The organism is Bacillus cereus G9842 (genome assembly GCF_000021305.1).
Taxonomy (GTDB): Bacteria; Bacillota; Bacilli; order Bacillales; family Bacillaceae_G; genus Bacillus_A; species Bacillus_A thuringiensis_S.
On the sequence record NC_011772.1, the window covers coordinates 2,394,581 to 2,419,897 of the forward strand.

A 25,317-nucleotide genomic window follows, 5' to 3' on the forward strand; every position below is an offset into this window, starting at 1 on the left:
TTGTTATGTTTGTAGTAGAAACTCGCACGCTGTCGAAACTCAATATTCGATAAGGGGTGTGTAGCGGAATGGAATTTACTCTAACTCGCGAAAAACAAATGATTAAAGAAATGGTACGTGACTTTGCTGAAAAGGAAATCGCACCGAAAGCTGTATATTATGACAAAACTGCAGAGTTTCCATATGAAACATTTCAAAAAATGGGCGAACTAGGATTACTAGGCATCCCATTCCCAGAAGAGTATGGAGGTTCAGGTGGCGATACGGTATCGTATGCGTTAGCAGTTGAAGAAATTGGTCGCGCTTGTGGTGGCACTGGTTTAAGCTATGCTGCAACAATTTCATTAGGTGCTTCTCCAATTTATTATTTCGGTACAGAAGAACAAAAACAAAAGTATTTAGTTCCAATGGCGTCAGGTAAAACATTAGGTGCCTTCGGATTAACGGAGCCGAATGCTGGATCTGATGCAGGTGGTACTCAAACGAAAGCGGTATTAGATGGCGATGAGTATGTAATCAGTGGTGAGAAGTGTTGGATTACAAACGCAGAGTATGCAAATACAATTATTGTAACCGCTGTCAATGGCGTTGAAGAGAATGGTAGAAAACGTATTTCTGCATTTATCGTGCCTACTACTAGTGAAGGATTAACGATTTCAAGTCCATACGATAAGATGGGTGTTCGTGCTTCTAATACTTGTGAAATCGTACTTGATGGTGTGCGTGTACCGAAAGAAAATATTCTTGGTGATGTAAATAAAGGTTTTAAACAATTTTTATATACACTTGATGGAGGGCGTATTTCAATCGCAGCATTGGCAGTTGGTATTGCGCAATCAGCCTTTGAACGTGCATTGCAATATGCGAAAGAACGTCAACAATTTGGAAAGTCAATCTCTAATTTCCAAGCGATTCAATTTAAATTAGCTGATATGGCGACTGAAGTAGAGCTAGCACGCAATTTAGTACATAAAGCAGCTTGGTTAAAAGATAACGATAAACCTTTCGGCAAAGAAGCGGCAATGGCAAAACTATTTGCATCGGAAGCAGCAAGCCGTATTGCGAATCAAGCAGTACAGATTCATGGTGGATATGGTTATATGCGTGAATATGAAGTTGAACGACATATTCGTGATGCGAAACTATTAGAAATTGGTGAAGGAACTTCTGAAATTCAACGTCTCGTAATTGCTAGACATTTAGGATGTAGATAAAAGGGAGGAATCACTATGTTTCAAAAAATATTAATTGCGAATCGCGGGGAAATTGCTGTTCGTATTATGAAAACTTGTCAAAAACTTGGCATACGCACTGTTGCTATTTATTCTGAAGCAGATGAAAATGCCCTTCATGTGAAGATGGCAAATGAAGCTTACTTAGTAGGTGGACCGCGTGTTCAAGAAAGTTATTTAAACCTTGAAAAAATTATTGAAATAGCTAAGAAGACAAATGCAGAAGCGATTCATCCAGGTTATGGTTTATTATCAGAGAATCCGTCTTTTCCGGTTCGTTGCAAAGAAGAAGGAATCGTATTTATCGGTCCTTCAGAAGAAATCATTACGAAGATGGGAAGTAAAATCGAATCACGTATCGCAATGCAAGCAGCAGATGTCCCAGTAGTCCCAGGTATTACTACAAATATTGAAACTGCTGAAGAAGCAATTGAAATTGCAAAACAAATTGGTTATCCATTAATGCTTAAGGCATCCGCAGGCGGCGGAGGCATTGGTATGCAGTTGATGGAAACTGAGCAAACGCTCACCAAAGCGTTTGAAAGTAATAAAACAAGAGCGCAAAACTTTTTTGGTAACGGAGAAATGTATTTAGAGCGATATATAGCAGACGCGCATCATATTGAAATTCAGCTTTTAGCAGATACACATGGTAACACAGTGTATTTATGGGAGCGTGAATGTTCGGTGCAGCGCCGAAATCAAAAAGTAATCGAAGAAGCACCTTCACCATTTTTAGATGAAGGTACACGAAAGGCAATGGGAGAAGTTGCTGTACAAGCTGCCAAAGCACTTGGCTATACAAATGCAGGTACAGTTGAGTTTCTTGTAGATGATCAGAAGAACTTCTATTTCTTAGAGATGAATACGAGATTACAAGTAGAGCATCCAGTGACAGAAGAAATTACGGGATTAGACCTTGTAGAACAGCAACTTCTTATCGCAAGTGGAGAGAAACTATCATTTACTCAGGATGATGTAAAACGTAGTGGTCATGCCATTGAAGCTCGTATTTATGCAGAAGATCCGAAAACATTCTTCCCATCACCTGGGAAAATTACAAATTTAACATTACCGTCAAATGTACGGATCGATCACTTCTTAGAAAATCATGTAACGATTACACCTTTCTATGATCCAATGATTGCGAAAGTCATTGCACATGGCGAGACTCGTGAAGAAGCAATTTCGAAATTACATGATGCTCTAGAAGAATTAAAAGTAGAAGGTATTAAAACGAACACGCCAATGCTACTGCAAGTTTTGGAGGACGAAGTGTTCAAAGAGGGTATTTATACAACGGGGTTTGTAACGAAACAACTCGTTAAAAAATAAGATTTAACAATATTAAGGGGGAAAAAATGATGACGAAAGTATACGCATCGATGGCAGGAAACGTTTGGAAGATTGTTGTAGGAGTAGGAGATACAGTAGAGGAAGAGCAGGATGTCGTCATTTTGGAATCTATGAAAATGGAAATTCCAATCATTTCAGAAGAAGCTGGCACAGTTATGAAAATTAATGTGCAAGAAGGCGATTTTGTAAATGAAGGAGATGTATTATTAGAAATTGAATAGGGAGATATAGGGGGAAGCGAATTGAAACTACCTAATTTTGCTGTCATTAAAGAAGTCGGGCCACGTGATGGCTTACAAAATGAAAAAAAGATTGTTGGCACAAAAGATAAAGTAAAATGGATTCAACTACTTACAGAAGCAGGATTGTCGTATGTTGAAGTTTCCTCATTCGTTCACCCAAAATGGGTCCCTGCATTAGCAGATGCAAATGATGTATTTTCTGAGCTGAAAAGGGATCCAAATGTTACATATGCCGCGCTTGTTCCGAATCAAAATGGTTTGGAACGAGCTTTTTTGCAAAATGTAGATGAGGTGAATGTTTTTTTATCAGCAAGTGAATCTCATAATAAAAGTAATATTAATAAATCGATTAAAGAAGCATTAGTTGTAATTGAAGATATAACAAAACAGGCATTATTCGAAGGGAAAAAGGTAAGAGGCTATGTTTCTACTGTATTTGGATGTCCTTATGAAGGGGATATAAGTGTCACAGCAGTTGACGAATTATGTAATCAACTATTTTCATACGGCATTTATGAAGTTTCTCTTGGGGATACAATCGGTGTAGCGAATCCATTACAAGTAGAACAAGTATTAGAACATCTATTAAAGAAGTATGATGCTTCGCAGTTTGCAATGCATTTTCATAATACGTATGGAATGGCTCTAGCGAATGTAGTTAAATCATTAGAATACGGTATTAAAACGTTTGATAGTTCTTGTGGTGGACTCGGAGGCTGCCCTTATGCACCAGGAGCATCAGGTAATGTTGCTACTGATGACCTAGTACATATGCTCCATAAGTTAGGAGTCCAAACGAATATTGATGAAGAGAAGTTATTGAGAGCAAGTCAATTTATTCAAAGTAAATTAAATATCCAATTACCGAGTCATGTGTATAGAGCGCTTCAACATAAAACGATAAGTAGGTGAGAAGATGCTACAATTACAAAACATTTCAGTTGATTATGTAACACCTCACGTTGTAAAGATTTCGTTATATCGTGAAAGACAAGCAAACTCATTATCTTTAGCATTATTAGATGAATTACAAACTATATTAACTCAAATAAGTGAAGATTCAAACGTGCGTGTAGTTATTTTGACTGGTGCTGGTGAAAAAGCATTTTGTGCTGGTGCAGATTTAAAAGAGCGTGCCGATATGAATGAAGAACAAGTTCGCCATGCTGTTAGTATGATTCGCACTACTATGGAGATGGTTGAACAATTACCACAGCCAGTTATTGCTGCTATAAATGGAATTGCACTTGGTGGTGGTACGGAATTAAGTTTAGCTTGTGATTTTAGAATTGCTGCTGAATCTGCAAGTCTTGGTCTTACTGAAACGACACTTGCAATTATACCAGGAGCAGGTGGTACACAGCGCTTACCGAGATTAATTGGTGTTGGTAGAGCGAAAGAATTAATTTATACAGGTAGACGTATTTCAGCGCAAGAAGCAAAAGAATACGGTTTAGTAGAATTTGTTGTACCAGCTAATTTACTTGAAGAGAAAGCGATTGAAATAGCAGAGAAAATTGCTAGTAATGGACCGATTGCTGTTCGATTAGCAAAAGAGGCAATTTCAAATGGTATTCAAGTTGATTTACATACCGGATTACAAATGGAAAAACAAGCGTATGAAGGTGTAATCCATACGAAAGATCGAATAGAAGGATTACAGGCATTCAAAGAAAAACGCAAACCGATGTATAAGGGGGAGTAAATATGTTAGACCAAAAACAACAATCTAATTCATTTGAAGAACGAGTTGAAACAATTAAACAAGGCGGGGCACCGAAATATCATGAGCAAAATAAAGCAAAAGGAAAATTATTTGTTCGAGATCGTTTAGCGCTTCTATTTGATAATGGCGAATATGTAGAAGATGCATTATTTGCTAACTGTGAACAAACAGGCTTACCTGCGGATGGCGTTGTAACGGCAACGGGTAAAATACATGGTCGTACTGCGTGTGTAATGGCCAATGATTCTACTGTAAAAGCTGGATCATGGGGATCACGCACAGTTGAAAAGATTTTACGTATTCAAGAAACAGCTGAAAAACTACGTGTTCCTTTATTTTATTTAGTCGACTCTGCTGGAGCACGTATTACAGATCAAGTAGAAATGTTCCCAGGGCGCCGCGGTGCAGGAAGAATCTTCTATAATCAAGTGAAGTTATCAGGTAAAGTTCCTCAAGTATGCTTGTTATTTGGACCTTCTGCAGCTGGTGGTGCGTATATTCCAGCCTTTTGTGACGTTGTAATGATGGTAGAAGGAAATGCATCTATGTATTTAGGATCTCCTCGTATGGCTGAGATGGTTATCGGTGAGAAGGTAACTTTAGAAGAGATGGGCGGAGCTCGTATGCATTGCTCTGTATCAGGATGCGGAGATGTTTTATGTAAGACAGAAGAAGATGCGATTACACAAGCAAGACAATACATTTCATATTTTCCAAACAACTACTTAGAAAAGACTCCATTGGTTACACCCCAAGAACCGAAACAATTCGATAAAACGTTAGAACAAATCATTCCAGAAAATCAAAATGCTCCTTTCAATATGAAAGATCTCATTAATAGAGTTATTGATGAAGGTTCATTCTATGAAGTAAAAAAATTATTTGCTCAAGAGCTAATTACAGGCTTAGCACGTATTGATGGTAAGCCAGTTGGTATTATTGCAAATCAGCCGCGTATGAAGGGCGGCGTATTATTCCATGATTCAGCTGATAAAGCTGCTAAGTTTATTAATTTATGCGACGCATATCATATTCCATTATTATTCCTTGCGGATGTACCAGGATTTATGATCGGTACAAAAGTAGAGCGTGCTGGTATTATTCGCCACGGTGCAAAAATGATTTCTGCAATGAGTGAAGCGACTGTACCGAAGATTTCTATCGTTGTTCGTAAAGCATATGGCGCTGGTTTATATGCGATGGCAGGTCCAGCATTTGAACCAGATTGCTGTTTGGCATTACCGACAGCCTCTATTGCGGTAATGGGTCCAGAAGCTGCGGTTAATGCTGTATATGCAAATAAAATTGCAGCTTTACCAGAAGAAGAGCGTGCTAGCTTCATTGCTGAAAAACGTGAAGAGTATAAGAAAGATATTGATATTTATCATTTAGCATCAGAGATGGTGATTGATGGTATTGTTCATCCAAACAATTTACGTGAAGAGTTAAAAGGACGTTTCGAAATGTATATGAGTAAATATCAAGTATTCACGGATCGTAAACATCCTGTATATCCAGTTTAAAAGCCCTATTTAGGGCTTTCTTGCTCAAAAAGTTAAGGAGGGGAAAACATTGAAACAAGCAGTTTGGTTTCCAACAGAAGAGTACAAGGAAAAAACACGTTTATATAGTTGGATGAAATCATTGGGATATGAAGACTATGAAACTTTTTATAATAAATCTATTGAGGAAACAGCTTGGCTTTGGGGAGAGGCAGAAAAAGCAGTTGGCTATCAATGGATGAAACCTTATACAGAAGTGTTAGATTTAGAAAATGGTACACCGTTTGCACAGTGGTATAATGGCGGAACATGTAACGTTGTAGAATCAGCTTTATCCCGCTGGCTTGCGGATGAAGAGACAAGAATACAGCCAGCACTTCAGTACGAAGGAGAAAATGGAACTTCAAAATCATTTACATATGAAGAGCTTGATAACTGGGTAAGCCGTGTTGCCAATGGTTTGAAACACGCGGGTATTGAAAAAGGTGACCGTGTAACAATTTATATGCCGATGATTCCAGAAACAGTTGTTGCGATGCTAGCTGTAATGAAAATTGGAGCAATTATTTCACCAATATTCTCAGGCTTTGCGTCTGATGCAGTTATGACACGTGTGCAAGCGGCAGGTTCAAAAATGATTATTACCGCAGATGGATTTTCACGCCGCGGTAAAATTGTTTCTTTAAAAGATGAAGTAGATAAAGCTTGTGAACATTGCCCAACTGTTGAAAAAGTTGTTATCGTTCGTCATGCAGGAAATGATTTTACACCACATAACTATGACTTTTCGTGGAGTACGCTAGAAAAAGAAAAACCATTCATACATGCCGAAGAAATGCAAAGTGATGATCCATTAATGCTCATTTATACATCAGGAACGACTGGTAAGCCGAAAGGAACAGTACACACGCATGCAGGATTTCCTTTGAAAGCAGCTTTTGATGCAGGATTTGGAATGAATATTAAACAAGGTGATCGTGTATTATGGGTAACTGATATGGGCTGGATGATGGGGCCGTTTCTATTATTCGGTTCACTCATTAATGGAGCAACGATGGTTATGTACGAAGGTGTTCCAGACTTCCCAGAAGCAGACCGGTTATGGGAGACAGTTGATAAATATGAAATTACTCATCTAGGTATTTCGCCAACGTTAATCCGAGCATTAATGGCAAAAGGTGATGAGTATGTCAATAAACATTCTTTAAAGAGTTTGGAAGTATTCGCATCAACAGGAGAACCTTGGAATCCTGATCCATGGATGTGGCTGTTTGAAACAGTTGGAAAAGGAAATGTTCCAATCTGTAACTACTCAGGTGGAACTGAAATCTCAGGTGGGATTTTCGGTAATGTTCTTATTAAGCCAATCGCACCGATTAGTTTTAACGCATCTTTACCAGGAATGGCAGCTGTCGTACTGGATGATCAAGGTAAACCAATTCGAGATGAAGTCGGAGAATTATGCTTAGAAAAACCTTGGGTAGGTATGACGAAAAGCTTCTGGGAAGATGATGAACGTTACGTGAACACATATTGGTCGCGTTTTGAAAATAAATGGGTCCACGGTGACTGGGTCATTTACGATGGTGAACAATATATCATCACAGGGCGTTCAGACGATACGTTAAATATTGCAGGTAAACGTATTGGACCTGCTGAATATGAATCTATTCTTGTGAAACATAACGATGTAATCGAAGCTGCTGCAATTGGTGTACCTGACGAAGTGAAAGGTGAAGTTTGTCATTGCTTTGCTGTATTACGAGAAGGGGTAATATTTACAGAAGATTTAAAGAAAGAATTAATGAGTTTAGTAAACTCACATATTGGAAAAGCATTGTGTCCTAAAGACATCCACGTTGTAGAAGATTTACCGAAAACACGTAATTCTAAAGTAATGCGCCGTGTTATTAAAGCAGCTTATTTAGGAAAAGAATTAGGTGATTTGTCGTCACTTGTAAATCCTGAAGTAGTACCGTTTATTCAAGGGTTACAGTCTAGTAAATTATAAAATTAGAAAGGAGCTCTATATAAACAGAGCTCCTTTTTTATGTTAATAAAAAGAAAAGAAGTGAATTTGATGAAGAAGAAAAATTCTACTATTGGTGTTAAGTATGTTTTTTGTTTTAATCAAAATACGATATTATGGAATGTCTATTCAATGGAGAAATACTAATTTACAACAACAAGGTGATGACAAAGCGCGACTGCTTATATGCCGGTTTAAACCTTTACGTATTAATATATAAAAAGCTGACTATACTGAAGTGAACCCCGAAAACGGGACACCAATCAAAACACCTAAACCACTTGTTCCCTAAATTCTTTAGGGGATAGGTGGTTTAATTTTTCTTGAATTCGCACACAATTGTAGTAATGAATGTATTCTAGCACAATCTTTCGCACAGTTGTGTTGGATACTTTTGTTATCTTTTGTGAATAGAAAGCTTCACTTTTTAAATGACCAAAGAAGCTTTCCATGACGGCATTATCATGGCAATTTCCTCTCCGGGACATGCTGGTGATCATGCCGTTTTCTTTGGCATACGCTTGAAATTCTTTTGCTGTATAAATACTTCCTTGATCCGAGTGAAGAAGGACATCTTTTACTTTTCGCCCTCTCATTGCTTGTTTCAATGTTTTCATCGCTAATGTCAGTGTTTGTGATTCGCTGATGACACAACTAATAATTTCACGATTAAAGGCATCCATGATCGTTGATACATACAAGGTACGCTCTCCAAATAAGAGATACGTCACATCCGTAAACCACTTTTCATTTGGTTTGGATGCATCGAATTGGCGCTCCAATCGATGAGGGGCTACCATTGGTTCCGCACCATTGATATATTTCTTTTTCTTTCGACGCACTTTGGAAAGAATATGATTTTGTCTCATGATTCGTAATACTTTTTTATGATTGACACACAGTCCCATTTTTCGAAGAGTAGCGGTCACTCTTCGATATCCATACCGGAATTTATGCCTAAGACAGACGTCCTTTACTTTTTCTTCTATATCATCTTTCAGATCTTCCGTTCGTTGTAACCAACGATAAAATGTAGAACGGGGTAATTCTAATACGTTACACAAGTCTTTTACCGTTATTTTTGTTTGTACATTTCTCCATAAAGTAACTACAGTTTCTGGTTTCAGCCCCTTTCGATTTCCAGATACTTTCCCCATACAAGTAATTTTGTTTTTAGATGTTTATTTTCTAAACGTAGCTGTTCTAATTCACTGAGCTCTTTTGGTCCTTTTCCATAAGAATATTGTTTTCCTACAGGTTGTTGAAAACGGTACGTTTGATCGGTACGATACTACTTCATCCACGTCTTAATTTGGGAAACATTTTTAATTCCAAGCTTCTCCATAATTGTCCAATTGGAATATCCATCCTTTTTCATTTCAATCACTTTCCACTTTACTTCTTCTGGGTAATGAACTCTTGTCTTCAAACGAAAAACACCTCCAATGAATTTGCATACTTAGTATGCGAATTCAGGAGGTGTTTTTTTCATGTACCACTATTCGGGTTCACTTCAATACTCAGTCAGCTTTTTATATATTACATCCTAGTATTTATCTCGCTATTTGCCGGGCAGTAATGCCCCCACCTAAAAATTCAGCGAAAGCAAGGAAGTAGGTGAGGGATCAACTTTCCGGAAAAGCCTGATTGATTCCAAAAGACATATTTTTTTCTTTACGTTGACATTAAAAATATTACCAATTTTTTCTTTTACAATGGCAACAAATAAAGAAACATTTACAACGACACTTATTTCGTTTAGAACTCCAATCATCATCACGATGACACTTTTCTTTAGATTTCCACCAATCATCATTACAATGTTTTTCCTTAGAACTCCAATCATCATCACAATGATGCTTTTCTTTAGATTTCCACCAATCATCACAACAATGCTTTTTCTGAGAACTCCAGCAATCATTTTTCCAGGACATTTATTTCTACCTCCTTTCAAAAGTGTTCATATTATTCTATGTTTTAATAAAAAAATGGCTTGTTTATTAACCTACTATTTTATCTTTATATGATAGAGTGTCTTCTACTCGATATAGAATTCATACAAACTATGCTAATTTTTAAGAGAAAGTGGAGAGAACTACTACTAGTTATGGTATTTTTCAATAAACATTTATTGAAGAAAATGTTCTGATTACAAATAATATCTTATTTTCGAGTACGCTTTTTAAATGTATATTTCACAATGAAAAATGGGAAATCCACAAATAAAGTCTATGTATATGTGAGTTAATGGGAAAATCTAGTGTGTTTTTAAGGGGCGTCTTATTAAAAGAAAAAGATTTGTTTTAGAAAGTGGTGTCTAAACATTAAATGGAGTAGGACTAAATTCACGGCCGCTCATTAAACAAGATTTTAATTAGGAGAAGTCTGTTTTTATAATGAATAATGAAAAGAAGGTTTGGTACAATTGTTTGTTTTTTTCTTTTTATGTGTTTGCCTCGTACCCTTTTAAGCTAGTGGACATAATTTACTAATAGAAAGGATTAGGGGGTGAGGTATTGGGTTCTCGATTTAATAATTGTAAAAAGAAGTGTACATGTAAACAAGATGATTGTTGGGAAGTATTCGAAGAGTGTAAAAAAGAACAGCATGAGAAATGTGATAATTCTTGTGTACAAGGAATTAGAGATGAACTTAAGAAATTAATTAATCGAACAGTTCAAATTAATACAGAGGGACGTACTTATGTAGGTACTGTTTCGTCTGTAAGTTGTGATGTAGTTAGGCTTGCGGCTATTCCTGGATCGGTTGGAGTAATTATTTCCATTTGTAAAATTGAAGCAATTTTCCCACCTGTTACAACGGTTACTGCTGACTTTGATTTTAATGGTATTGATGTAGCAAACAAAGCATAATTATGCTGCTTTTTTGTAAAGCCATTCACATGAATGGCTTTATTTTAATTTCATATAAAAGGAGAATATATTCTTTATATAGAAATAAGTTTGAGGTTATAAAGCATGATGTATGAAAGGAGCAAGGAAGTGATTAAACTAGAAAGCTTTAAGAAATCTGATTTTAAACAATTAATAAATTGGATTAACTCCGAAGAATTTCTAATACAATGGTCAGGAAATGCATTCACATTCCCTTTAGACGAACAGCAATTAGAGAAGTATATAGAAAGTGCAAATACACTCGCTTTCAAAGTGGTAGATGAAGTGACTTCAGACGTTATTGGTCATATTTCGCTTGGGCAAATAGATAATATTAATAAGTCCGCTAGAATTGGAAAAGTATTAGTTGGTAATACGAAGATGAGAGGACGTTCTATAGGAAAACATATGATGAAAGCAGTACTTCATATTGCTTTTGACGAATTAAAACTACATAGGGTAACTCTTGGTGTGTACGATTTTAATACATCGGCCATTTTCTGTTACGAAAAAATAGGGTTTGTAAAAGAAGGCTTATTAAGAGAGTCAAAAAGAGTAGGAGAAACGTATTGGAATTTATGGGAAATGAGTATGTTAGAATATGAATGGAAGAAGTAGCAACAATAGTAATTTATAATTATATTATGTTAACAAAAGGGGCTTGGTGGGTATAGTGGATAATAAAACAAAAATAATTTCAATTGCAGCTGTTTCAGGGGGAGAGCTAGTATATTAAAACTGACAAAGAAACCATTTTTGAAAAGGCCCACCTGCATTGTTTCTGAGGAATAAGAGGGTGAGCCCTAATTAAACGAAACTGAATGAATCTGTAAAAATTGTAACTAAAGTATGCATCAACAAGGTATTGAAAGGGATGAATAGTAAACTTTACAGATTATTCCATATATAACAAAACTGGTTAGCTTCTGATTTAAGCGCTACTAAATGATTATTATTAATAGAGTTATTCGTATACATTCTGTTCTTTTGGATGTTAAGTACCGTATAATTCACATCGTTTCGTTCATTTGAAAATGTTGATTCATTTAATAGTGTAAGTGTCGAGTTAATGTTGTATTTATCAATTCGCTCTTTTTTTCCTTTGAAAAACAGTTTGATAAGATGTGGCTCATTATTAATGAATAAGCCAAGTTCAGGTGATGAACGGACGATTAAATCATCTGATTTCCAATGTGATTTACCTGGATCAAACCAGGAGATGTCTTTATTTTTAATGAATTTTTTGTATTGCTTTATAACATCAATGTAGTTTTGTTTTTTTTTCTGATCAACCGTTTGTACTAATGTTTCGAAACATTCAAAAGGTAGTTTGTTTTGATGAAATTTAATAACAGTTTCTCGTAATTGTTTCCAGTAATCAAAAGCTGGTTGATATTCAGGTTGGGATTTTAGATTTTTTATAAAGTTTGTTTTAGCTGTACTACCTTTCAGTGTGAAGTCTAAAAATTGTGTAAGCCCTACTTTAATTTCTGTCATATTACATCACCCTTCTAAACATTATTCATTTAATAATAGACGAAATACCCTACATTTTTAAAGAAATGAGCTAGATGCTAGAAAACCTAATGTCCATGCACAATAGATACGGGAAAGCCAATCCGTAAGTATAAATGATGGACCATCCAATTGAAGATAAATTAGATAATGGTTACCAGGTGATAGGTTATTAATATAATCGGATAGTGAGGCGAGTTTAAAAGATAACAATATAGATTATTTAGCTTGGATTTGAGAAAAAAGTGCATGGGAATAAAGAGGGATATAGGGAAATGGGCTCTCATCAAAAAATATAAGTTGGTATCAGTATACCGTAGAGAGTGAGTGTATAGAACATACAAGTAAAAGTATTGGCTAGCACACTTAAAATAAGCCGTATAAAAAGTTAATCATCGTGTGCTTTGATTATATAATGTCGGCGAAATAAATAGTGTGAAGGACAGCGATCTTAACAAGTGTTTCATGTAACGTTCATGTACTTTAATTTTTTATAATTAATCAAATTTGAATTTTGTTTGTTGTTAAGAAAAGGTGAGAAGAAAATAAAAAAAAGAGGGCTAATGCCCTCTTTTTTTATTAATTTGGTAATTAATCACAGATTGGTATCCCAAGCACTCTTAGAGCTAATGCTACTTGAAGGGAAATCTCTAATCTAGCAATTTCAATACCAGCTACTGAAAGAACTAAAAAAGGTTGTCCGTTTACAAATACAACGCAACTATCCATAGTTAAGCCTCCTTTCTAGTAATCTACTATAGTATATGAATAGAACTTTAATATGTAATAGTTAAATTGTTGGATTTAATAGAATTAATAGATTAACCCATTTAAACTAAACAAACGAACACAACGAACGGAAACAGAGATGGGTGTATGCCTCGAAAAACATAGGTTTTAAGACATGGGATATGAAATTCATCATATTGGTCAGCTGTCTATATGGGCGAGGCAGTTAAACTTGCAACCAGTTTCAGCAAATTTAATTGGAAGAGGATGATAGAATTAAAAACCGACTTGCATCTCAAACGCAAGTCGGTTTTTATATATAAGAAGATTTCTTAATTGAAATCCTCGGATTTTTTCTGACGTATATGTAAAAACATTAAGGTGGTAATGATTAAAAAAATCATTATAGTTTGTATAATTAAATTTTTAAACTGAAGCAATATTGTCCACGATGTAAGGGTGTCTTTAAAAGCTTGGAGTGCAGAGTACGAGGAAGGATCAAAACCATACTGTAGCAACTTTTTTGTTTCAATAAATGAAATGTTTTCTTCATCTGCATCTAATATTACTGAAATTAGTCTAGTATCTTCAAGTTTTGCTGTACTGACAAAACTATAATTACCATTAGTTGAAAAACTAGTTTGTAAGCCATCAACACCTTGAAGTTTAATGTTTTCATTAAGGGAATATATCATTTTATTCGTATTGAAAACCTGGGAATCTTTGAAGGAAAATTGGTAAGAGGTTAGTTTCGTAATATTCAATACATCTGGAAAATCTTTTATTAATCGTGCTGCTAATTTAGCTACGTCTATTGCTGTTGTAGTTGATTGTTTATTTGTATCATTATTAACTCCAGTAGAGTTTAGAAATGGAGATGGTTGTAATAACTTTAGTTCTTTTGCTTTTTTATTCATTAATACTGTAAAGTTATCTTCATTTCCAGCAATGTGTTCTGCAAGAGCGAGTGCAGAACGATTATTCCCTGCCAGTAGCAATGCATGAAGTAAATCACGAACCGTTGTTTTATCATTCGATGTTACTTGTATAGGGCTTGTTTCTACTCGGAAAACTTCGTTACTTATTTGTACGAAGTCATCTAACTGTATTTTTCTATCATTTAGTTGCTCCAATACGATATATTCTGTCATTAATTTAGATAAAGCAGCTGATTGTACTGGAGTTTCTTCATTTTTTTTATAAACAATTTCACCTGAATTAGCATTTATTAAGATAGCTGATTTAGCTTGAATAATCGGACCATTTACATAAAGGTAAAAATATAAAACGATAAGTGCAGTAATGAAAAAAGATAATAATAAAATAGCGAATTTTTTTAAGAATTGCATAAGCGATCCTCCTATTATGACATCAATAATAGTATTGTAAAAAAGAATGCTTAATTAGGAAGAAAGAAAAGGTAAAGAATTTCTAAAGAATTATAAAGGATTATTAATTTTTTGTAATTAATGGAAAAAGTTCAATTTCTTATATGATAAGAAATTGAACTTTTTATTTGTGATATTAACCTTTGTAGGGGAGTAGTTTTACAGTGAAAGTTGTTTTTTCGTCATCACTATATACTTCAATTGTTCCTTTATGCAATTCGACTATACTTTTTGCAATTGCTAATCCAAGTCCAGATCCACCAGTGTTTGTAGAGCGCGATTTTTCAACGCGATAAAAACGTTCAAAAATATGAGGTAAATCCGTACTAGGAATAGGTTGTCCGTAATTTGTTATATCAATTGTAATCATATTATTGCTTTCATAAGCAGTAAGGTCAATATAGCGACCTTCGCTTCCATAAGCGATAGCGTTTATAATAAGATTTTCAAACACACGCACTAATTTGTCACCATCAGCTAATACCATGAGCTTTTGAGATGGGAAAGAAGGTCTACATTCTATATTAGCTTCTTGAACCTGTATTCGGAATTGAACAGTTAATTGTCCAAGTAACTCTACAATATCAATGGGGACAGAATACAAGCTTAACTCTTTATTTTGAACACGTGTATATTCGAACAAGTCATTCATTAATGCATTAAGACGAGTTACTTTATCATAAATGACTTGAATATAGTATCGCAATTCCACTTCATCTCTATAATTATCATGATGAATTAAATTTACGTATCCAACTATAGAAGTAAGGGGAGTACGTAAATCATGTGATACATTTGTAATAAGTTCACTCTTTGCTTGTTCCGCTTGTCTTTCTTCATCAATTGAGACTTTTAATTGTTCAACAATTTCATTGACCCCGATTGCTAACTCTTCCAAATAATTATGATTTACAACAGAAACTTTATGATTGAAGTTTCCATTTGCAATGTAACGAATTTCTTCTATCATTTTTTTTATACAAGTTTCATAGTAAAGTTTTCTCTCGTGACGATAAAAAATGTAAAGATAGGATGAAAAAATAGAAAATAAAAACAAATAAGAAACAATCATCATCCATAAAGATTCTTTAACCCCTTTATACTTTTCATAACCAAAAATTCGAATGAATTCTTTACCGAGCTCGGTTAGAGTAAGTGAACTTTCAATTACACTCGTAACGAGGCGATAAATAATTAATTCAGTAATAGGAGTGAGTGTGATAGCTAGTAAGAGCCAAAAAATAAGTTTCCATTTAGGGATATCTTTTAATATATCAAATGCTTCATTTCTCAATTTTATAGCCAACTCCCCAAACAGTGTGAATAAATTTTTCTCCATTCATTACCGTTTCAAGTTTATCCCGTAAGTTGCTAATATGGACCATTACCGTCTTATTTGAACCATAACCATCTTCATTCCAAACGCGTTCGAAAATTTCTTCTGAACTAAATACTCTTCCTGTATTACTCGCAAGTAAATATAAAATATCGAATTCAATAGAGGTTAGTTTAATATACTCTCCATTTACTTTAACAGTATGATTATGTTTGTGTATTTCAACAGAGCGAATACGAATAATACCATCTTCATTCTTTTGCGAAGTAGCATTTTGGAAAGATGATCTTCGTAATAAAGCTTTCACTCTAGCTACTAATTCTAATGGATTGAATGGTTTGATCATATAATCATCGGCACCTGTCATAAGACCTAATATTTTATCCATATCTTCTGCTTTTGCACTAAGCATTAGAATTGGTACAGTATTATTTTCACGTACTTCCTGACAAACTTCTAATCCGTTTCGTTTTGGCATCATAATATCCAAAATCATAAGGTCAACTTCATATGTAGAAACCTTCTGCAATGCTTCATCGCCATCATAAGCTTTATAAATGTTATAGCCTTCATTTCGCAAATAAACAGCAAGTAATTCAACAATTTCTTTATCATCATCAATAATTAATATGTTTTTATTCATTTTGTAGTTCCTTTCCTTACAAATCATCAACATTACTATAATATCAAACATTTATGTACTTGTAGCAATGATTCTGTATAAAATTTCATGTAACGTATTAAAAAGGAGTAAAAAGATTAATAACGAATATAAAATAACAAAGATATTTAAATTCTGCATTATACTGAAAGTTAGTTATAAGGGGGATTTTCTATGTTATATAATGATATATATTCATTTGCTCCAACTGGAAAAATAGACAATGATATTAAAGATTTTCTACTAAAATATAATAAAGAGTTTACATATAAACATTCAATTCGTGTGGCAAATGAGGCAAAAAAGATTGCAGAAAAGTTTCACGTAGATAAAGAAAAAGCAGCAATTGCAGGATATTTACATGATATTAGTGGCATTTTTCCGAATGAGGAGCGGATTGCAGTTGCTGAAGAATTTGGGGTAGAAATAGAGGGAGCAGAAAGAAAGTTTCCTATGATTATTCATCAAAAACTATCGAGAGTAATCGCAAAAGAAATATTTAAAGTAGAAGATGAAGACGTATTAGATGCAATTTGTTGTCATACTACACTGCGTAAACACCCAACAAAGATGGATTTAGTTTTATTTGTTGCAGATAAAATAGAATGGGATCAAAAGGGGACACCACCATATTTAATAGAAATAAAAAAAGGATTGGAAAAATCTTTGGAAAAAGCTGCTTTTGTATATATTTCATATTTGTGGGAAAGGAAAGATACATTGAAAGTTATACATCCGTGGCTAGAAGAAGCATATTGGTATTTAAAAAGAATTGTACAGTAGAAGGGACAAGGAAATGCAATTAAAAGAATATATGAATCAAACATTTCCAGGAGTTACATTAGTACCGTACTTATATTCTCAGTGGGGAAATCATTTGTATTTTGATTTTGGAAAAGATAAATATCAAATTGTAGAAGGAACCGACGATTTAAATATGGAATACTTTTCTCAGCTATATACATATAATAAATTCTTATTTGAAGACATATTTTCAAAAGAAGATGTAGTGTTTGTAGTGACAAATGTTTATAGATTTAAAAAGGAAAACACAAAAACTCCACAGAAAATAAATGTATACAATAAATATATTAAGAAAAGAGATTTAAGATTTCATATAAGACAAGAAACGTTACCGTTTCTATTTGAAGATGAAGAGGCAGATTTATCCCGCTATTTGCCGGGCAGTAAGACCCCCACCTCAAAATTCAGCGAAAGCAAAGAAGGTAGGTGGGGGGCGGGCTGCCCCTAAAAGCCCGATTGGTGAGGGCTGATAATCAGTGGGGGATGAACTGATTAAAGTTTCACATTATATTGTACATATCAATTTTCTTTAAAATGTCTTGCGGAAGATATTAAATATGAATCGCTTATACAAGCTGCTAATCATGAGGATTTCTCTGTTTTGTATCCTCGATTTGGACGGAAAAAAGAAATTTCTTATCCAGATGTATTTCTCATAAATGCAACGAAAGATATTGTCATGTTTATGTATGATGATAGAGGATGTGAAGTAATTGCGAAGAATAAAGAAATAATACGAGATTTATATAAGAAATATAAAGAATGGATTCCAGATTATGAACGAGAAAGTATAGATAACTTATTTAAATGACAATAGGGGAAGTGAAGCGTGTAATGAAACGTATTGCAATTGTATCTGCATGGGAACCAGAACTGACGTATTTGCATCAACATTATCCGAGTGAACGTGTTGAAAAAAGAGCAGCTTGGGAATTTCATTTTCATACTATCAATGAGCTGGAAATTATATCAGTTGTAACTGGTGTCGGTAAAGTAAGCTGCGCTAGTTGTGTACAATTGTTAATTAGTGAGTTTCAGCCAGATGAGTTGTTTATGACAGGAATATGCGGAAGTTTATCAAACAAAGTGAAAAACGGTCATATTGTAGTAGCACTAAACGCAATACAACACGATGTTACTGCTGCTGGCTCAGGAGAAGATGTTTTTAATTTATATAACGGTAGAACAGCACCTATTGAAACAACAAAATCACTTGTAAGAAGAATAAAAAAAATACGATTGTATGATCCGATACATTTCGGTACATTTTTATCTGGAGATCAACGTATTCGTAGTTCAGAAATGAGATATTTACTTCATACTGTATACGGAGCATTGGCAGTTGATCAAGAAGTAGCAGCTTTCGCCTATGTGTGTCAAATAAATAAAAAACCATTTTTATGTTTAAAAGCTGCTTCAGATCAAGCAAATGATAAAACGAAAGAAGAACAAAAAATCTTTAAAATGCTAGCATGCGAAAGAGCATGTGAGCATTTAATTGCTTTTTTACGTGTTTATGAGATTAATGTAGTAAATAATAGATAGTTTGTTATAAAACAAATTAATAGTAAGTTATATGTAGGGAAATGTCCGTTCATTTCAAATTAAGAGCTGAAATTTATAATAGATGGAATATATTATATGGGTACATGTTGAGATTAATACAAGCAATTGGAGGGCAATTTTATATGATTCAATATAAAAGGTGTAGTGAAGTAAATATTGATTTAGTATATGAAGCTTTTAAAGATGGATTTTCCGATTATATTATTAAGATGGAAGTTTCAAAAGAGGGTTTTATACAACGTTTTTTTGGACCAGAAGGTAATTTGCTAGAACATTCTTTTCTTGCTTTAGACGGTGACAAATCAGTTGGCGTAATATTAGGTGGTATAAAGGATTATGAAAGTATAAAGACTATGCGCTGTGGAACATTAGCGGTTCATCCTAATTACCGCGGTATTGGTGTGAGTCAAAAATTATTTGAACTGCATAAAGAAGAGGCGATTCAACATGGATGTAAGCAACTTTTTCTCGAAGTCATTGTAGGAAACGACCGAGCGATTCATTTTTATAATAAGTTGGGCTATGAAAAAGTGTACGATCTTTCTTATTATAATTTAAATGATTTGACTAAAATAATGAATAAAGATTGTAAGGATATTGAAGTAAAACAATTAGAATTTCCAACTTTTAAAGATGAAATTCAGAAATGGTTAAACTTCCATATAAATTGGCAAAATGATGTTGATTATATCGAAAAAACAAATAATGTATTTTATGGTGCATATGTCGATAATGACTTAAAAGGCTCTCTATGTGTAAATGAACAAGGTAAAATTAGTTTTATTTTCGTAGACAAAGTTTATAGAAATATTGGTGTTGGGATGAAATTATTAGAAGTAGCAAGAGAAGAATTAATTTTATCAAGTTTATCAATTGGGTTTCCTAACAATAATTTACTGGAGGGTTTTTTAAAGAAATGTGGATTTGAAAAGAATTCTTTAGCGCAATATGAAATGTATTTATTACTCTAAAAGCGGAAGGGATTTATTCTTTTCGCTTTTTATTTTTTCTGTTAAGTTGGTAAATGCTTCGCAACTATAATTTGTAATGAGAGGAATTTGTTTATCCTTAAGTTATCTTTTTAATTGTCAATTTCATGCTAATAATTTTCTTTGTATAATATTCTAATTTTATGTAGAATAGATACGATGGGAGGGGATGAAATGAATAATGGATTAAAGTTTAAGATTTTTGAATTGCATTGTCTTGTTCAAAAGACTTATTCTGATATTAAAATAGCGTGTGATATTGCTATTTATCAAGAAAACACTTCTAAATATTTAATTTCATTAGGATTTTTAAATAAATCATATATGACTTATATAGAAGCAAAAAGATTCTATCGCGAAAATGAAGAGCTTGTAAGTGTAGAATTTGATAATTTCTTTGATATGTATGATAAATTAGAAAACGAATTAAAACAAGTTATTTCAACTGAAGATAAAAATCCTTCATTGCTACATAGCAGACTTGATCAGTTTCAACAGAAAGTTGAAAATATAAATGACCTAATAAAAGTATTGCAAAATGCTCGTTAATGAATGCTTTTTTCTTTTTTGTATAGAAATTATGTATTAAAAACATTTTAGGGATATTACATATTAAAGAGGTGGCTTTTGTTGATTACAAAAGTCATCTTTTTATGTTAGGAATAGATTGTATACATTTTAGCAGTTTCATATAAATAATAGGAATTTATACGAGGGGAATATCATGGGAAATAAAAAAGAAATAGCTATAGTTGCATTAACAACAGGATTCGTTTTAACAAGTGTAACGCCATATGGATTAGGTCATGCAGAGGAAACTGGTCAAATGCAAGTAGAAATTCAAGAGGATTCGTTCCGTACAGGTGATCTTACACAACCATCAAAAAAGGCGCCAGAGAATGTAGTGAAAGATGCACTTAAGGAAAATACGGAGCATGCTTTGTCTCCAAAACAAGTTAGTGCAGAAACAGGAGTAGATTACAAGGTTCTTCAAAAACGTGGTTCTTATGATGGAACTACACTTGTGCGCATGCAACAAATATATGAAGGAAAAGAAGTATATGGTCACCAGTTGACTGCTCACGTAGATAAAAAAGGTATTATTAAAAGTATTTCAGGAGATAGCGCACAAAATTTAACACAAGAAGATTTAAAGAAACCTATTAATTTATCAAAAGAAGAAGCAAAACAATATATTTATAAAAAGTACGGAAACGATACTAAATTTATTTCTGAGCCAGAAGTTAAGGCAGTTATTTTTGTTGATGAAAATCATGGACAGGCTAGCAATGCATATCAAGTTACATTTGCTGCTACAACACCAAATTATGTATCTGGAACTTATTTAGTGAATGCTCATAATGGTGAAATGTTAAAAGATATGGTACAAGAATCAAGTTTGAAAATAAGTGAAGAGTATGTTCAATCCGTTAAGGAAAATAAAACTAGCAATTTTACATCATTAACTGGAACAGGAAAAGATGATTTAGGCGTAACTCGTACATTTGGTATTTCTAAACAGACCAGTGGGAATTATGCGCTTGCTGATTACACAAGAGGACAAGGAATTGAGACATATGATGTAAATTATAGAGATATTACAAATGAAGAAAGTTATTATCCTGGTATACTAGCAACTAGCGTTTCAACAACATTTAATGATCCAAAGGCGGTAAGCGCTCATTTCTTAGCAACAAAGGTATACGATTTTTATAAAGAAAAATATAAGCGTAATAGTTTTGATAATAAAGGAAATAAAGTAGTTTCAGTTGTACATGCATGGGATTCTGGAGGAACAAATGATCCTGAAAATTGGGAAAATGCATTTAGTACTAATATTAATAACATTAGTATGCTTTTATATGGAGATCCTATGGTAAAAGCGTTCGATATAGCCGGTCATGAATTTACACATGCAGTTACATCAAGTGAATCTAACCTTGAATTTTCAGGAGAATCTGGGGCAATTAATGAGGCATTATCGGATATTATGGGAACGGCTATAGAGAAATACATAAATAATGGGGAATTTAACTGGACAATAGGAGAACAAACTGGATCGATTTTTCGTAATATGAAAAATCCAACTGCAATTAATTTTTCAGATGGACTACCGTATCCTGATGATTATAGTAAATATAATGATTTAAATGGAGAGGATTATGGAGGCGTTCATTTTAACTCAAGTATTATTAATAAAGTTGCGTATTTAATTGCACAAGGTGGTACTCATAACGGTGTAAATGTAAATGGCATTGGTGAAGATAAAATGTTTGATATTTTCTATTATGCAAATACTGATGAATTAAACATGACTTCTAATTTTTCTGAATTGAAATTGGCATGCCTTAAAGTGGCAACTAATAAATATGGAACGAACTCAATTGAAGTTCAAGCAGTCCAAAATGCTTTTGATGCTGCAAAAATTATAGAAAAAGTGAAAGAAAACGAAAAAACAGCAGAAAACCAAGCTCCAGAGTTAACTGTACCGTTTACGATTACACTACGTGTAGGAGATACGTTTGATCCAATGAGAAATGTAAAAGCTGTTGATAAAGAAGATGGTGATTTAAAAAATAAAGTAAAGCATAAAGGCGATGTAAATACTTCAAAACCAGGTACATACATTGTGGAATACTTGGTTGTTGATTCTAAAGGCGGGAATGCAACGGCTATACAGACTGTAATTGTAGAGGGAAATGGAGAAATATCAGATTTAGAACCTAAATTAACAGTGCCTGTTGGAGCGATACTTCATGTAGGAGATTCATCTGTTCCAATGGCAGAAGTATTAGCTATCGATAAAGAAGACGGTGATCTCACTTCTAAAATTAAAGTCGATGGTGAAGTAGATACATCAAAAGCCGGTACTTACGTATTAACGTACACGGTTACAGATTCTAAAGGTCATGAAGTAACGGCGAAGCAAACTGTAACGGTCAAAGTTAGAGAAGAAATTAAAAATGAAAAACCAATACTAAAAGTACCTGCTACAACTTCGATTACTGAGGGTGATCAATTTGATCCGTTGATAGGAGTATCGGCTACTGACAAAGAAGACGGTGATCTTACTTCTAAAGTAGCGTATAAAGGAACTATAGATACAACTAAAGCTGGTATTTATGAAATAATATATAGTGTAAGAGATTCCGTGGGTAATGAGGTAAATACAATACAAAAAGTATTAGTGAAAGATAAAGAAACTAGCAAACCTAATGGTCTTGCTAATAAGACAAATAGCAATAGTATCTCAAATAACAGTAATACAGATAAAAAAGAATATACATATAAGGAGCTGCCAAAGACGGGTGTAAGTACAACTAACAGTGCAGCAATCGGCATATTGATGATTATTACAGGTACAGTACTCACTTTGATTCGCAAATTTAGAAAGATACAAAAATAATAGTAGGGATTATTCGTTTGAAGAAAAGAGTTCAGTATTCAAAAGAAATAAAGTAGAAAGTAAATAAAACGAAATATGGATTTTTTACTTATTAAGATTTTAATAGTTAAGCGGTACATTTGGCCTTTATAAAAATTTGCAGTTGGATACTATTCTGTCTACAGAACTATATTACATATAAAACACGTTACTATTCTTTTATTTTAATGAGAATAGTAACGTGTTTTTTGATTTGAAAATAGCATAAATCCTATAGCTCATGAATATAGGAGTACTTCTAATTTGCCATTGATAAGTTACTGAAAACACTTTGCTTTAATGGAAGTGTCACTCTAAATGACAACATGAGATTTTCGATATTTACCAGGTGTTTCATTGGTGAATTTTTTAAAAATTTTAGTAAAATAACTTTGATCGCTAAAATTAAGCGAAGCGCATATGTCTGATAAGGGATAGGTGGTGAAAGTTAATAATTTCTTTGCTTCTTCGATTCGTTCACGTTGAATGTACTCAATTAATGAAATACCGACTTCTTTTTTAAATAATATAGATAAATAATCTGAATTCACATTTGCAAATTTAGCAAGTTGTTTAACAGATATTGGATTGTAAATGTTTTTAAAAATGTAGTTTTTGCAAATAGCAATAGTCTGTGAATGTTGCTGTGTTTTTTGTGCCTTTACACGGTCTGCAAAGGTACAAAAAGCATTTTTTAATAAATCCCAAACAGATTCTTTGTCTTTTAAATTTTCTGTTCTTTGAATATGTAAATCATAAATTTTGTAAGCTATCCCAGATGGAAGACCCCCTTTTATCGCATATCTAGTGGCGAGCGTAATGGATGAAATACAAATGTTTTTATGACGTCTTAATTGATGGAATGAAGATAAAGATGAAAGAGTCTCTTGTTGGAATTCGTAATAATATTTGAGCACGGTTTCTTTATCCCCGTTTTCTATAGAACCAAGTAGTTGCTGCTCTATATATAAATTATGATAAATGGATTCGTCTTTTTGCATTGAAATATATACATCTTCGTTTAAGATTCTGCTATGACTTATATGAAGTGAGTCACTGTTATTTGAAAATGTGCTTACATCTGAATTTTTTTTATAGAGAATGTTATAGAACAATATTGCTATATTTACAAAGAAATTTTGATCTTTGACTGACAATGAAAAATAATGGTCTCTTGTTCTTTTATAATTTGGAATAAAATTAAGTTTACTATCCGCTTTACTTGTAGAAAAATTTACATGTGCCAAGGGCCCAATAATAACAGTACCGTTCACCATATAATCGCTCTTTATGTGAATTAAAATGAAGTGCCCTAGATGTTCGTGAGTTCTGAAGATGGGGGAATTATATGTATCATTTCTCTGAAAAAGCACATGTAACTGTTCTATTTTTGATGTATACAACAAGTGTGAATCATTTTTTGATGTGAATTCTAAAAGGATATTTTTGTTACAATCTAAAAAACAAACTGGAATTTCAAAAGATTGGAAAAACATATTGCAAATGTACTCTATCTCAACTAGACTGAGCTTTTTAGTCATATTCTTCCTCCTTACAGTTATGCGTAATAGTTAAATAAACATATATTCCTTTTTTCATAAGTAGAAACGGAAAACCTTTATTAATAAAAAATATAAATAAAAGTTATAAACTTCTAAGAATAATACCATAATTTAACATGAATAGCACATATTATTTGAATATACAGGTAATAGTTTTGGACAGTAGCGTAAAATATGAATCGTCACACTTATTTGTTGGTTATTACTTATATGTATTAAAAATGATTAAGGTTGGATTTTAAATAGGGATAGGAAGTGAGAAATTAATAGATTGACAGTAAGTGACTATTCGAAATTAGCAGTGAAAGCTATTATGTAACAAATGTAATGATTTTTGAAGTAGAGATATAAGTGTAATTTAG

Annotated in this window: 21 protein-coding genes and 3 pseudogenes; 16 read left to right on the top strand and 8 right to left on the bottom strand. The window is 33.5% G+C overall.

Annotated features, from left to right (window positions below; translation table 11 throughout):
- Nucleotides 1-68: 68 nt before the first annotated feature.
- From BCG9842_RS11925 to BCG9842_RS11955, 7 genes are read left to right on the top strand one after another with little or no spacing between them, the layout of a single operon-like run.
- On the top strand, nucleotides 69-1,214 hold the full coding sequence (locus BCG9842_RS11925; RefSeq protein ID WP_000397282.1) for an acyl-CoA dehydrogenase: 1,146 nt from the start codon (nucleotides 69-71) through the stop codon (nucleotides 1,212-1,214).
- A 15-nt stretch (nucleotides 1,215-1,229) separates the two neighbouring features.
- Complete coding sequence (locus BCG9842_RS11930) at nucleotides 1,230-2,567, top strand: acetyl-CoA carboxylase biotin carboxylase subunit (protein ID WP_000486743.1); 1,338 nt, start codon at nucleotides 1,230-1,232, stop codon at nucleotides 2,565-2,567.
- A gap of 26 nt (nucleotides 2,568-2,593) precedes the next feature.
- Nucleotides 2,594-2,809: an acetyl-CoA carboxylase biotin carboxyl carrier protein subunit gene (locus tag BCG9842_RS11935; protein ID WP_001987345.1), complete on the top strand. Its 216-nt coding sequence runs from the start codon at nucleotides 2,594-2,596 to the stop codon at nucleotides 2,807-2,809.
- Nucleotides 2,810-2,830: 21 nt separating this feature from the next.
- Nucleotides 2,831-3,742: a hydroxymethylglutaryl-CoA lyase gene (gene mvaB / locus BCG9842_RS11940; protein WP_000775435.1), complete on the top strand. Its 912-nt coding sequence runs from the start codon at nucleotides 2,831-2,833 to the stop codon at nucleotides 3,740-3,742.
- A 4-nt stretch (nucleotides 3,743-3,746) separates the two neighbouring features.
- Nucleotides 3,747-4,535 carry an enoyl-CoA hydratase gene (locus tag BCG9842_RS11945; RefSeq protein WP_000939814.1) on the top strand — a complete coding sequence of 263 codons (789 nt, stop codon included), beginning with the start codon at nucleotides 3,747-3,749 and terminating at the stop codon, nucleotides 4,533-4,535.
- 2 nt (nucleotides 4,536-4,537) lie between these two features.
- A complete protein-coding gene (locus BCG9842_RS11950) occupies nucleotides 4,538-6,079 on the top strand; it encodes an acyl-CoA carboxylase subunit beta (protein WP_000886744.1) in 1,542 nt (513 codons plus the stop codon).
- A 49-nt stretch (nucleotides 6,080-6,128) separates the two neighbouring features.
- Nucleotides 6,129-8,069 (top strand): AMP-binding protein, encoded by a 1,941-nt coding sequence (locus BCG9842_RS11955; RefSeq protein WP_000806506.1) that lies wholly within the window; start codon nucleotides 6,129-6,131, stop codon nucleotides 8,067-8,069.
- A gap of 290 nt (nucleotides 8,070-8,359) precedes the next feature.
- Here the strand turns inward: BCG9842_RS11955 and BCG9842_RS11960 are convergent.
- Together BCG9842_RS11960 and BCG9842_RS11970 are read right to left on the bottom strand one after the other, a co-directional pair.
- Nucleotides 8,360-9,516 (bottom strand): annotated as a pseudogene (locus tag BCG9842_RS11960) (IS3-like element ISBt2 family transposase).
- 159 nt (nucleotides 9,517-9,675) lie between these two features.
- Nucleotides 9,676-10,041 (bottom strand): hypothetical protein, encoded by a 366-nt coding sequence (locus BCG9842_RS11970; protein ID WP_079997160.1) that lies wholly within the window; start codon nucleotides 10,039-10,041, stop codon nucleotides 9,676-9,678.
- A 562-nt stretch (nucleotides 10,042-10,603) separates the two neighbouring features.
- On the opposite strand from BCG9842_RS11970, the gene BCG9842_RS11975 reads away from it, so the two are divergent.
- Entirely contained in the window at nucleotides 10,604-10,960 is a 357-nt protein-coding gene (locus BCG9842_RS11975; protein WP_000535577.1) for a hypothetical protein, read from the top strand.
- A gap of 105 nt (nucleotides 10,961-11,065) precedes the next feature.
- Nucleotides 11,066-11,599 (top strand): GNAT family N-acetyltransferase, encoded by a 534-nt coding sequence (locus BCG9842_RS11980; protein WP_000990084.1) that lies wholly within the window; start codon nucleotides 11,066-11,068, stop codon nucleotides 11,597-11,599.
- Between the two features lie 270 nt (nucleotides 11,600-11,869).
- Here BCG9842_RS11980 and BCG9842_RS11985 read toward each other — a convergent pair whose 3' ends face one another.
- Both BCG9842_RS11985 and BCG9842_RS29700 read right to left on the bottom strand, forming a co-directional pair.
- A complete protein-coding gene (locus BCG9842_RS11985; protein ID WP_000136050.1) occupies nucleotides 11,870-12,478 on the bottom strand; it encodes a hypothetical protein in 609 nt (202 codons plus the stop codon).
- Nucleotides 12,479-13,087: 609 nt separating this feature from the next.
- Complete coding sequence (locus tag BCG9842_RS29700; protein ID WP_000376554.1) at nucleotides 13,088-13,225, bottom strand: DUF3956 domain-containing protein; 138 nt, start codon at nucleotides 13,223-13,225, stop codon at nucleotides 13,088-13,090.
- Between the two features lie 181 nt (nucleotides 13,226-13,406).
- Between BCG9842_RS29700 and BCG9842_RS30970 the strand changes: the two are divergent.
- A pseudogene (locus BCG9842_RS30970) lies at nucleotides 13,407-13,496 on the top strand (DinB family protein); the annotation flags it as partial.
- 61 nt (nucleotides 13,497-13,557) lie between these two features.
- Here the strand turns inward: BCG9842_RS30970 and BCG9842_RS11990 are convergent.
- From BCG9842_RS11990 to BCG9842_RS12000, 3 genes are all read right to left on the bottom strand, one after another.
- Nucleotides 13,558-14,574, bottom strand: coding sequence for a D-alanyl-D-alanine carboxypeptidase family protein (locus tag BCG9842_RS11990; protein ID WP_001160049.1), 1,017 nt, complete (start codon nucleotides 14,572-14,574; stop codon nucleotides 13,558-13,560).
- A 175-nt stretch (nucleotides 14,575-14,749) separates the two neighbouring features.
- A complete protein-coding gene (locus BCG9842_RS11995; protein WP_001243314.1) occupies nucleotides 14,750-15,907 on the bottom strand; it encodes a sensor histidine kinase in 1,158 nt (385 codons plus the stop codon).
- Entirely contained in the window at nucleotides 15,897-16,592 is a 696-nt protein-coding gene (locus tag BCG9842_RS12000; RefSeq protein ID WP_001038808.1) for a response regulator transcription factor, read from the bottom strand. Before BCG9842_RS12000 ends, BCG9842_RS11995 begins: the two co-directional genes overlap by 11 nt.
- Before the next feature lie 192 nt (nucleotides 16,593-16,784).
- Between BCG9842_RS12000 and yqeK the strand changes: the two genes are divergently transcribed.
- The 6 genes and pseudogenes from yqeK to BCG9842_RS12035 all read left to right on the top strand — a co-directional run bounded on the left by yqeK (nucleotide 16,785) and on the right by BCG9842_RS12035 (nucleotide 23,375).
- The gene (yqeK, locus tag BCG9842_RS12005) at nucleotides 16,785-17,393 is read left to right on the top strand and encodes a bis(5'-nucleosyl)-tetraphosphatase (symmetrical) YqeK (protein ID WP_000966599.1); all 609 of its coding nucleotides are present in this window, start codon (nucleotides 16,785-16,787) and stop codon (nucleotides 17,391-17,393) included.
- A gap of 13 nt (nucleotides 17,394-17,406) precedes the next feature.
- A pseudogene (locus tag BCG9842_RS32025) lies at nucleotides 17,407-18,225 on the top strand (DUF3885 domain-containing protein).
- Nucleotides 18,222-18,959, top strand: a complete 738-nt coding sequence (locus tag BCG9842_RS12020; protein WP_002082744.1) for a phosphorylase family protein — start codon at nucleotides 18,222-18,224, stop codon at nucleotides 18,957-18,959. Before BCG9842_RS32025 ends, BCG9842_RS12020 begins: the two are co-directional and overlap by 4 nt.
- Before the next feature lie 143 nt (nucleotides 18,960-19,102).
- On the top strand, nucleotides 19,103-19,951 hold the full coding sequence (locus BCG9842_RS12025) for a GNAT family N-acetyltransferase (protein ID WP_000617064.1): 849 nt from the start codon (nucleotides 19,103-19,105) through the stop codon (nucleotides 19,949-19,951).
- 192 nt (nucleotides 19,952-20,143) lie between these two features.
- On the top strand, nucleotides 20,144-20,518 hold the full coding sequence (locus BCG9842_RS12030; RefSeq protein ID WP_001059022.1) for a hypothetical protein: 375 nt from the start codon (nucleotides 20,144-20,146) through the stop codon (nucleotides 20,516-20,518).
- 175 nt (nucleotides 20,519-20,693) lie between these two features.
- Nucleotides 20,694-23,375, top strand: coding sequence for a M4 family metallopeptidase (locus BCG9842_RS12035; protein ID WP_000527046.1), 2,682 nt, complete (start codon nucleotides 20,694-20,696; stop codon nucleotides 23,373-23,375).
- A 332-nt stretch (nucleotides 23,376-23,707) separates the two neighbouring features.
- Here the strand turns inward: BCG9842_RS12035 and BCG9842_RS12040 are convergent, their stop codons facing one another.
- Nucleotides 23,708-24,934 (bottom strand): helix-turn-helix domain-containing protein, encoded by a 1,227-nt coding sequence (locus tag BCG9842_RS12040; protein WP_000162841.1) that lies wholly within the window; start codon nucleotides 24,932-24,934, stop codon nucleotides 23,708-23,710.
- Between the last annotated feature and the right edge of the window lie 383 nt (nucleotides 24,935-25,317).